This window comes from Qipengyuania sp. L-5Y, assembly GCF_056859455.1.
Genome location: NZ_JBSXOM010000022.1, coordinates 1 through 10,306, shown reverse-complemented (window position 1 = coordinate 10,306; position 10,306 = coordinate 1). Strand labels below are relative to the sequence as shown.

The following is a 10,306-nucleotide window of genomic DNA, read 5'->3' as shown; positions in this document are numbered from 1 at the left end:
CCTACATTGGCGTCGAATAGTTGGTCTTTTAGTGCTAAAGAGAGGAAACGACGATGGCGAATACTTGCTCAAAAACGAAGCCAAATAAGATGGCGAGATAAAAGCAGCGCCGTCGGACGGGCTGCAGGTGGTTGGTTTTGCGGGAGAATATGCGCCGTCTCTGCTGTACGCCTGCAGGCGCTTGGATCGGAATCCTTAGGCTTTTCAATGCTGAAAGCGCCGTCTACCGGTTTTCCTGTCTGTGGCTGACGACGAATTCGATATCAGGCCGGGTCGGTCAAGAGACAGCGATGCGCGCGCCTATCGCAAGGCCGGTACGCTGGTCGGGCGCGTGCTGCAGGCCTCGCGCCGGTCAGGCTATACGCCGCTCGGGCGAGGCCGGGCAGGCGGCGGAACCGGGCATCTGGGACGCGGCAAACGTGCTGCGTTCCGAGGCCGCCCCCATGCTTTCCAGCGGCGGGTCATCATCAAGGCGCGCGTCGTTCGCCATGGCGGCAGCCGGTTCCGCTCGGCACCGCTCGCCCGCCACATCGCCTATCTCGAACGCGACGGCGTCACTCGTGACGGATCGGATGCCCAGATGTTCGATGCCTTATCGGATGAGGTCGATGGCGATGCCTTCGCCGCGCGCTGCGAAGACGACCGGCATCACTTCCGCTTCATCGTGTCGCCGGAAGACGCAAGCGAGATGGCTGACCTGCGCGCTTTCACGCGCGAACTCCTTGAGGATATGGCGAGCGATCTCGACACCAAGCCCGACTGGGTGGCGGTCGATCACTGGAATACCGACAACCCGCATATCCATGTTCTGGTCCGCGGCGTTGCCTCGGACGGCAGGGATCTGGTGATCGATCGCTCTTATATTAGCGAAGGCATGCGTGGCCGTGCCCAGGAGCGCGTCACTGTCGAACTCGGGCCGCGCAGCGAGCGCGACATCCAGCTAGCGCTTCGCCGCGAGGTCGATGCCGAGCGCTGGACCTCGCTCGACCGCCGCCTGCAAAAGCAACGCGACGATCTCGGCGTGGTTGATTTGTCCCCCGAGGTTGATGCGCCAGGACGCAACAATCGCGCATTCCTTATTGGCCGCGCACGAACGCTCGAACGCATGGGATTAGCCGAGCGGATCGGGGCGGCGCGCTGGACCTTGGCCGCAAATTGCGAACCGACCTTGCGCGCGCTCGGCGAGCGCGGCGACATCATCAAGACCTTGCACAAAGCGATGAGTGGACGCGGCGCAAAAGGCGCCCTTGCATCCTTCGCGCTGCACGGAGAAGACGAAAACCGCCGAGTCATCGGGAGGTTGGTCGAGCGCGGTCTCCATAACGAGCTGACGGGCGAGGCCTATGCGATCGTCGAAGGAATTGACGGCCGCGCACACTATCTTCACTTTCCCGTTCTGGACCAGACGAGCGATGCAGCACCCGGCGCCATCGTCGAAACAAGCGGATGGACCGACCGCAAGGGGCGGCGGCGCGAAAGCCTGCTGGTGCGTTCGGATCTGCCGCTCGAACGACAGATTGACGCGCGCGGGGCGACCTGGCTCGACCGGCAGCTGCTGTCGCCTCGAGCCGAGCCGCTGGGAGGCGGCTTCGGCAATGAAGTCCGGCAGGCTCTTGACGAGCGCCGTGACTGGCTCGTCGATCAAGGTCTTGCGAAGCGACATGGTAAGAGCGTGACGCTGGTTCGCAATTTGCTCGGAATGCTCCGCAAGCAGGAACTGGACGCGGCGGGTAAAGCGCTGGCCGCGCGCCATGGTCGTCTGGCGAATCCGGTAACGGAAGGCGATCACATTTCCGGCATCTACCGCGAGCGCATTTCGCTGGCCTCGGGTCGCTTCGCCATGATCGATGACGGAGTAGGTTTCCAACTCGTGCCCTGGAGGCAAGACCTCGAGCGGCATCTTGGAAAAGAAGTCGCTGGCAAGGTCCATGCGCGAGGCGGTGTCGACTGGAACTTTGCGCGCTCGCGCGGGCCCGCGGTTTGATGGGCACCGGCATCAAAACGGAAATCTTGACAACGCATCACATGATGCTTATAAGCGCATCAGGAGATGCGATATGGTTAGTGCAGCAATTCAGCATGCCGAAGCCCCCAGCGGGCTTCAGACCTTTACGAGCGACGGTGATCGCAGCCGCCTGACTAGCGCTGCGGTCAAGGCCGTGCTGCGCCTCATCGAGGCCTGGGGTGCGAGCAACGCCGAAGGCGCCGCGCTGCTCGGCGTGTCCGAAAGTACCTGGGACCGGATGAAAGCCGGAACCTGGGAGGGCTCGCTCGGTCAGGACCAGTTGACCCGCGCGTCGGCGCTGATCGGTCTGTTCAAGGGACTGCACCTGCTGTTCGCCAACGACATGGCCGATCGCTGGCCAAAGCTCGAAAACAGGGCGCCGGTGTTCGATCGCCGCTCGCCCATCCGGGCAATGATCGAAGGCGGCATTCCGCGCATGCTGGAGACCAGACAATATATCGACGCGCTTCGTGGCGGGCTCTGAGGAGGCAGGCGAGCCGCCGCAGATCCGCGAAGCATTCGAGCGGACTGTCCGGCTCGTTTCCAGCGCGCGTTTACGTGACGCGGTCATGGCTCCGCTTGCTGACAATGATGAAGAGCTTGCGCTGCTCGCTGAAATCGAGGGGGCGACGAGTTCGCGCCTGATCGCCGAAGAGCGCGGGTTTGGCGGGCTGACAGCCGACGAGCTGGTTCATGGCGTGCCGCATGCCAGGTTCATTAATGCGAGCTTTGCTTACGCCAAACCGCGCGAGCCCAATCGCTTCAACCCCGCGAACCGCGGCGCATGGTATGCCGCGCTCGATGTCGAGACCTGTATTGCCGAGGTCGGCCATCACCTGACACAGGCGCTCGCCGATGCCGGCGATTTCGATGCCGTTGTCGAATATGGCGAGATGATCGCCAGCATGGCGGGCGTCTTTATCGATCTGCGCGAGCAGCCCGGACACCCGGCCCTCGATCCGGACAAGACGAAAGGCTCTCCTGTCGGCAATGCTCTAGCGGCGGAGGCACGCGCCGCCGGTCATAACGGCATTATCTATCCCTCTGTGCGCCATGCGGATGGGACTTGCATCGCGGCCCTGTGGCCCAACGTCGTGCAATCGGTCGCGCAAGGGGCGATGTACCGCCTGACCTGGTCCGGCAACCCGGACTATAGTCGGGAAGCAATCTAGCCGTACGCCGCTTTTGCTACGCCAACCTGCGATCACGCAGCTTCCGACTTGAATATGTAATGCAAAGCCGTCGTGCTGTCCTTCACGAAAGGAGCCAGCCTTGTCGGCAACCCGGATATTGTGGGGTCAGATACTCGTCGTCTTCGCCCTCACGCTCGCAGGCGTTTGGGTGGGTACCCAATGGACCGCGCACGCGCTCGGCTATCAGGCACAATTGGGCGCGCCGTGGTTCAGTGTTTTCGGAGCACCTGTCTATCCGCCTTATGCCATCTTTTGGTGGTGGTTCAGCTACGAAGCCTATGCGCCGCGCATCTTCGAGACCGGCGGAATGATTGCCGCATCGGGCGGTCTCGTGTCGGTGGCGGTCGCGATCGGCATGTCGGTCTGGCGCGCCCGAGAGATCAGGAACAGCGCGACCTATGGCTCGGCGCGCTGGGCGACCCGTTCCGAAATTTCACGCGCGGGCCTTCTGGCAGGCAAGGGCGTCATTATCGGCCAGCATGCCAATCTCTATCTTCGTCACGACGGCCCCGAACATGTGCTCTGCTTCGCGCCGACCCGCAGCGGCAAAGGGGTCGGCCTTGTCGTGCCAACGCTCCTGACCTGGCCGCATTCGGCGATCGTGCACGATATCAAAGGCGAGAACTGGGAGCTGACAGCTGGTTTCCGTACCCGGTTCAGCCGCACGCTTCTGTTCGATCCGACCAATGAGGCATCGGCGGCCTATAACCCTCTGATGGAAGTGCGACGCGGCATCAACGAGGTGCGCGACGTGCAGAACATCGCCGACGTGCTGGTCGATCCGGAAGGCTCGCTTGAACGGCGCAATCACTGGGAAAAGACCAGCCACGCGCTGCTCGTCGGGGCCATTCTGCATGTGCTTTATGCCGAGCCTGACAAGACGCTCGCCGGGGTGGCGAACTTCCTCTCCGATCCACGCCGATCCATCGAGGCGACACTGACCGCAATGATGCACACACCGCATCTGGGGGAAGACGGCGTCCATCCGGTGGTTGCGAGCGCGGCGCGAGAATTGCTCAACAAGTCGGAGAACGAACGCTCGGGCGTGCTCTCGACCGCCATGTCGTTCCTCGGCCTGTACCGCGATCCGGTTATCGCAAGGGTCACGCGGCACTGCGAATGGCGCATCGCGGACCTCGTGGCACAGGGCCGCCCAGTCACGCTCTATCTCGTCGTTCCGCCGTCAGACATCAGCCGCACCAAGCCGCTCATCCGGCTCATTCTCAACCAGCTCGGAAGACGTCTGACCGAGGATCTGCAGGAAGGTGCCGTTCGCGAGCGGCTTCTCCTTATGCTCGACGAGTTTCCTGCCTTGGGTAGGCTCGACTTTTTCGAAAGCGCGCTCGCCTTCATGGCGGGCTACGGCATCAAGGCCTTTCTGATCGCCCAGTCATTGAATCAGATCGAGAAGGCCTACGGGCAGAACAATGCCATTCTCGATAATTGCCATGTGCGGGTGTGCTTCGCGACCAATGACGAGCGCACTGCCAAGCGCGTTTCGGAATCGCTCGGGACTGCGACCGAAACCCGCGCGATGCGCAATTATGCCGGACACCGCCTCTCTCCGTGGCTTGGTCACCTGATGGTCTCGCGCTCGGAGACGGCGCGCGCTCTTCTGACCCAGGGCGAAATCATGCAGCTGCCCGACACCGACGAAATCGTGATGCTCGCGGGCGTGCATCCGATCCGTGCCAGAAAAGCGCGCTACTACCGCGATCCCCGGCTCAGCAAACGGGTAGAGCGTCCGCCAACGGTCGAAAAGTCGGAGTTCGCGCCGGACGAGGGCGAATGGCACGGGAGACATGTGACCCCGCCTTCGCAATCGGAGAAATCACTGACCGGGTCTGAAGAGTACGAGGTCGATGATCGCCAGTCCGATGGCGGGATCCGCCAATCGCCCGAATTGCCGGAATACGAGGATGTGGCGCCGCCGCCCATGGTAATTCCCAACGAATTTGAGTTTGACGACCGTAGCGACGAGGATCAGGCAAACCGCAATCGCAGGATGGCCGAGCGGATGCAGGCCAATGCGCGACGCGCTGCACTCGATCCTGGCGACGGGATCGAGCTATGAGCAAGGGCAACCGTATCAAACACACCTTTCGCTTGCCGCCAGCCCTTTCCAGGCAGCTTGCAGACTATGCCGGCCGCAAGCGCGTCTCGCAGGCTTCGGTGGTGGAGGCCGCCATTGCCTCGTTCCTGTCACCCGATGGATCGGAACGCATGGAAGCGGCCTTCAGCCGCCGTCTCGACCGGATAACCCGTCAGATCGGCAAGCTCGACTATCATATCGAGGTCGGGAATGAGGCCTTCGCGCTCTATCTCAGGCGATGGTTGGCGGTGACCCCGGCAATCCCGGCCGAGGCCAGCGCTGCCGCACGTACCGATGCAGAAAAGCGGTTCGACTTCTTCGTCGAAGCGCTCGCGCGGCGCATGGAAACGGGCAGGCATCTGGCGGACGATCTCATTCGCGCGGCTCCGGAACCAGAGCTGGGTGAGATTGAGAATGCAGACGGAAACGGCCCAGAGTCTCCGGCGCAGCCCTGACAGAGGTCATCGATAGTCCGGCGGGGAAACCCAACGAATAGAGGAGAGCGGCGCTTTCTTGGATGCGCCGCGGCACCGCGCAGCAATGCGAGGGTGCAACCATTCCAAGTGCTTGCTAAAGGTCCAGTAATGCGCACCGAACTCGATCATCTGCCTCCGCAAAAGCAACGCGAACTTGAGCGCGTGGTGCAGCTGATTTTCGAAGAATTCGATGATGCCTTTGCGCTCGCCAAGCACGAGTGGAAGAAGGCCGGTCGCATCCTGAAGGTCATTCTCTACGGTAGCTATGCGCGCGGCACTTGGGTCGACGAACCTCACACGGCCAAAGGCTACCAATCGGATTATGATCTGCTGGTTATCGTCAATGACAAGCGCTTGGTCGACCGGGTGAAGTACTGGTCGAAGCTCGATGATCGGCTCATGCGGGAATACGGCGTCACCAAGACGCTCAACACGCCGGTGAACTTCATTGTCCATACCTTGCAGGAAGTGAACGATGGGCTGGCCCATGGCCGCTACTTCTTCATGGATGTCGCCAAGGATGGGATTGCGCTCTACGAGTCCGACGATACCGAACTGCACACGCCAAAACCCAAGACGTCCGAGCAAGCGCTTTGCATGGCGCAGGAGTATTTCGACGAGTGGTACCCAAGTGCGCTTGTTTATCTCAAGACCGCGCGTGGCCTCTGGGCCGACGGCCGGACGAAAGAAGCAGCGTTCATCCTTCATCAGTCTTGCGAGAGACTATATCATACTGTTCTGCTCGTCTGCACCTTCTACACCCCGCATGTGCATAATCTGGGTTTTCTTCGCACGCAGGCCGAGCGGATCGACCCACGCCTGACCTACGTCTGGCCTCGCTTCACCAAGCGTGATCGCGCCCGCTTCGAGAAGCTCAAGGAAGCCTACGTCAAGGCGCGCTACTCAAAGCACTACCGCATCACCAAGGAAGAGCTCGAATGGCTTGGCGAACAGGTCGAGGACCTTGGTCGGGTCGTGCACGAGGTGTGTTCTGAAAGGCTGCAAAAACTGCGATCTCAAGCCTCCATCTGAACCGTCATGACCGTTAGTAGCCTCAGTCGCCCACCAGCTAAGCGCGCCAAGCAAAACTCTGACAGCTATGACCCTTCAATCGGAGCTTCCTCCGAAAGCTCAAATAGCAAACCAGCACCTTGATGTTCAGATGGATTGGAAAATGCCTCTTGGACGGACTGATTGAGAATAATTTTGCCAATCTCGATGCTGCCATTGCTGCTTTCGACGACACAGCTCTTCATACTACCGTCAAGCTTGTAATTGATGCCCTTTGTGAAGAGGGCATCCAGTACGCTCGGCGCCAAGGCCGCCTTGAGCTTGTCCTCGCTAGTATTGTAAACCGTTGCGCAAGCTGAGCGAACCTCTCGCATAAAATCGAACCTTAGGGCCGCATCGAAAGCCAGTCGGCCCGGCTTGTCATCGACCAAAATGCCATCAAGTTTCGTAGGGAGTGCTGTCAGTTCCTTCTCTTGGTTCGTGTAGCTGACTACACAATGCACGGGGAACATCGAGGGCATAGCCTTCAATTCGCCGACGCGACCCAAGCCACTGAGCAATTTCTGTTGCAGAGCAATTGCTGGATGCTCTCGTAACCTTGCTGCGACCACGCACGGCCCCTCGTCACTCAAGAGATTGGTGATCGTCTCCATGCTAACAGTCTCAATATGTTTGAGGTCCCATGTAACGACGCCGCGCTGGCCCGCGCCCAAATCCAGCGCCGGCGTATACTCACCGCGCATCGCGGCTCGCAAATTGAGTGCGCCTTGATCATGATACGCGCCTGCCAGAAGCAAGACGCGCTTAGCCTTTGGGTTCTCGCGGATGAGATCGCATGCCGGTGTCAGGACGAGAAAGACGCGTCGCTCTTCGCTTTCAAATATTGTGTTCTTACGTACCTCGTCTCTATCCGCTTCAGCAGGTATCGCAATGATGTCTCCCAACGAGACGGGAAAGCCTTCAGAAGGATCGAGCTGCTGTCTATTGTTGTGCACGAAAAGCGTCTTACGCACGACTTCAAGCGTGTTCTTGTTCCCTGTGATGGAGTTCGGAGGATAGGATGTTGCCTGCAAAGAGTTGAGATTGGCTGCTGCATCGATGACGCCTTGGTCTGCTTCTAGTTCATGCGCCAATACGGCATCCATGATGTCGACCATATAGCCGCCCAGGGGGACCCCTTCAGTGGAAAGCATCCGTTTCACATGAGAGAGATCTTCAAGGTCCAGTTTTCTGACCTCTTTTTTTGCGCGTTTCAGAGCGTTCGATATCCCAGCATCCCACGACTGAAGAAATGCCCAAAGCTTCAACGCGTCATCACGATGTTCAGCGAGCTCAAAAACCAGTTGTTCCAACCGGCCATCCTCATGGATTTCGGACTTCTTGATCGTTCGGAATCCGGAAGCGAGCAATCCAGTGTCATCACGAAATTCATGACGCAGAGTGTGAAGATCGTTGTGCGCGGATGTCAAAAGGACCATGGGAGGGTTGTCAGGGCGGTTTTTTAGAACCCCCTTCAATCCGTAAATCGACCGCTCTTTGTCCTTGTTGGCTTGGGAAGAACCAAGGAACAGGTCCAAAATTATGAGGTCCGTTTCTATCGCGCTTCCCTCGAAATCACGACCGACCTCCGTGACCTGCAAGCCAATCGTTTCAAGCTTACCAGAGGCTACGTCGATGAATTTTCGAACCTGTCGCTGATTGCCCAAAAAAGTTTCAAACACTTTGTCGAGAGCCGCATTCGAGAACGCGGAACGATTTTCGAACATTAGCGTCACAAAGGCCTGATCTTGGCTTAATTCCTCGGCATCGATATCTGTATATTCCGGATAGATGCGGGCCAACAGTTCTGTGTCGGCTTCGCTCAGGTCAGCCCAAAACACAGACCAGTCGTCACCTACAGCGCCAAGGTCCGACACTAGCGGAGACGGATCAACACCGTCGTCAACAATTAGCGCGGTCTTTACGCCTATATCGCTCAGATCCATCAAGCTCGTTCCGAAATACAATATTCAAAAGTATTGAGACGCCCGAAGGCATTTTCTAGATCATCACGCAATTCGAGCGACCCCCCTGCGGCCGTCGCATTGGCGCGGGCAATATAAAGTCCTAGACCGCGCCGTTTTTTACTTTCTTTGAGGGAGAAAAACATTTCGAAGATTCGATCTTGGTGCTCGGGATCGATACCGGGTCCGTTGTCTGAGAACACAATTCTATTTGGTGATGGGAGAAGTTCGATAGAAATTTGCGGTTCGAACATAGGCGAATTGTCTTTCTCCAAACTCAGCCAATAGACTGAGTTTGCAAGCAGGTTCTCAAAAATTTGCACGACGTAACCCATCACTGTTTTCATCTTCATAGGATCGGCCGGTGGGTCGTAGGATAGCGTGATCCCATGTCTTGCGAACTGGCTTTGATGATCTTCTAGGGTCTCGTTTATGAGCTTTGTGAGCGAAAAGGTTTCTGGAGCCTGCCGTCCGCTCACACTGAGCGGGTCGAGAATTCGAAGCCTCTTGTGAATGCTTTTCATTGAGGCTGCCAAGCCGTCGAGCCCGGCAACAACTTCGTCCGACGTGGCAGTGCTTTGAATTTCTCTGATACGGTCCAAAGCGTGTTCCGAGGTTCGCGCGAGCTCGTGAGCTACTATCTCCACCAAAAGCCCGATGCCGGCCATATCCTGCATGAGCTTTGCATCACCTTCTACCTCGGCGTTCCTCTCACGAAGGATTTTTGCCAATTCGGTGAGTTCATGCAACGTTTGTTGTAGCTCCTCAATCTTCTCCTGATCTTTACGAGGCGTGACCGCACGCAGATTACTGATAGCCTTTTGTGCGCGCGTCTTGAGTCTTGTAATCTCGGTCTTGGCTTTAACCGGCTTCGCTCTCTTCGGTTTGTATTTGGTCTCAGCCCGTTTCATAGCACTGCGCAGCTGATCCTGGATGGATAACTGTACGATCCTAAGCATGGCCTGCTGTTCATGGGTTTCCCGCAACCCCTCTCGATTGGTCTGATCGACCAAGCCGGGATTGGCACTGCGGCTGATATTAACCTGACCGACAAGTTGGATTTTGTTGAGCAAGTATCCCTTTGACATCAGCGCCGTTCTATCGAGCTCAAGCCAATCATCCTTTTCTTGTCCATAGGGGTACACGCGAAAGTCGTCGCGATACATGCGGATACCCGCCCATTGCCTGTGGAGCTTCAGGATCTGTTCTCGATCCATCCCACCGGCTGCTTTTATTCGCCTACGGTTGTACCAGTGAGCTTCAAACGAGAAACGACCCAGATCAGTCAATGCATCTTCCGGAATTCCCTCGCCTCTGCCGCGCACCATTGCGACTAGATCCATCTTCCCGAAGCGAAGCTCTTCTTCGATGATAGGGTGATCAAATCTGAATAGCCCCTAGATTTGTGGACGCTTTCTTTCCTAATTTTGAGGACAGGAGGCGACGATGGGCAAGGCTAATTTCAGCGACGAGTTCAAGCGCGATGCAGTGGCGCAGATCACCGAGCGCGGCTATCGGGTGGCGGA

At 58.2% G+C, this 10,306-nt stretch carries 8 protein-coding genes; 6 read left to right on the top strand and 2 right to left on the bottom strand.

Translation table 11 applies throughout. The features are described 5' to 3' along the window. Positions 1-235: 235 nt before the first annotated feature. The 6 genes from AC13F2_RS03770 to AC13F2_RS03745 all read left to right on the top strand — a co-directional run bounded on the left by AC13F2_RS03770 (position 236) and on the right by AC13F2_RS03745 (position 6,798). On the top strand, positions 236-1,984 hold the full coding sequence (locus AC13F2_RS03770; RefSeq protein WP_054523323.1) for a relaxase/mobilization nuclease domain-containing protein: 1,749 nt from the start codon (positions 236-238) through the stop codon (positions 1,982-1,984). Between the two features lie 73 nt (positions 1,985-2,057). Further along, positions 2,058-2,489 (top strand): antitoxin Xre-like helix-turn-helix domain-containing protein, encoded by a 432-nt coding sequence (locus tag AC13F2_RS03765; RefSeq protein WP_054523324.1) that lies wholly within the window; start codon positions 2,058-2,060, stop codon positions 2,487-2,489. Continuing rightward, complete coding sequence (locus AC13F2_RS03760) at positions 2,476-3,177, top strand: RES family NAD+ phosphorylase (RefSeq protein WP_482963882.1); 702 nt, start codon at positions 2,476-2,478, stop codon at positions 3,175-3,177. Before AC13F2_RS03765 ends, AC13F2_RS03760 begins: the two co-directional genes overlap by 14 nt. Before the next feature lie 100 nt (positions 3,178-3,277). Then, a complete protein-coding gene (locus AC13F2_RS03755) occupies positions 3,278-5,272 on the top strand; it encodes a conjugal transfer protein TraG (protein WP_054523326.1) in 1,995 nt (664 codons plus the stop codon). Beyond that, the gene (locus tag AC13F2_RS03750) at positions 5,269-5,745 is read left to right on the top strand and encodes a hypothetical protein (RefSeq protein WP_054523327.1); all 477 of its coding nucleotides are present in this window, start codon (positions 5,269-5,271) and stop codon (positions 5,743-5,745) included. Before AC13F2_RS03755 ends, AC13F2_RS03750 begins: the two co-directional genes overlap by 4 nt. A gap of 129 nt (positions 5,746-5,874) precedes the next feature. Further along, positions 5,875-6,798, top strand: a complete 924-nt coding sequence (locus tag AC13F2_RS03745) for a HEPN domain-containing protein (protein WP_054523328.1) — start codon at positions 5,875-5,877, stop codon at positions 6,796-6,798. Between the two features lie 65 nt (positions 6,799-6,863). Here AC13F2_RS03745 and AC13F2_RS03740 read toward each other — a convergent pair whose 3' ends face one another. Further along, positions 6,864-8,762, bottom strand: coding sequence for a hypothetical protein (locus AC13F2_RS03740; protein WP_054523329.1), 1,899 nt, complete (start codon positions 8,760-8,762; stop codon positions 6,864-6,866). Then, a complete protein-coding gene (locus AC13F2_RS03735) occupies positions 8,762-10,123 on the bottom strand; it encodes a sensor histidine kinase (RefSeq protein WP_482963883.1) in 1,362 nt (453 codons plus the stop codon). The genes AC13F2_RS03740 and AC13F2_RS03735 overlap by 1 nt, the downstream gene beginning before the upstream one ends. Between the last annotated feature and the right edge of the window lie 183 nt (positions 10,124-10,306).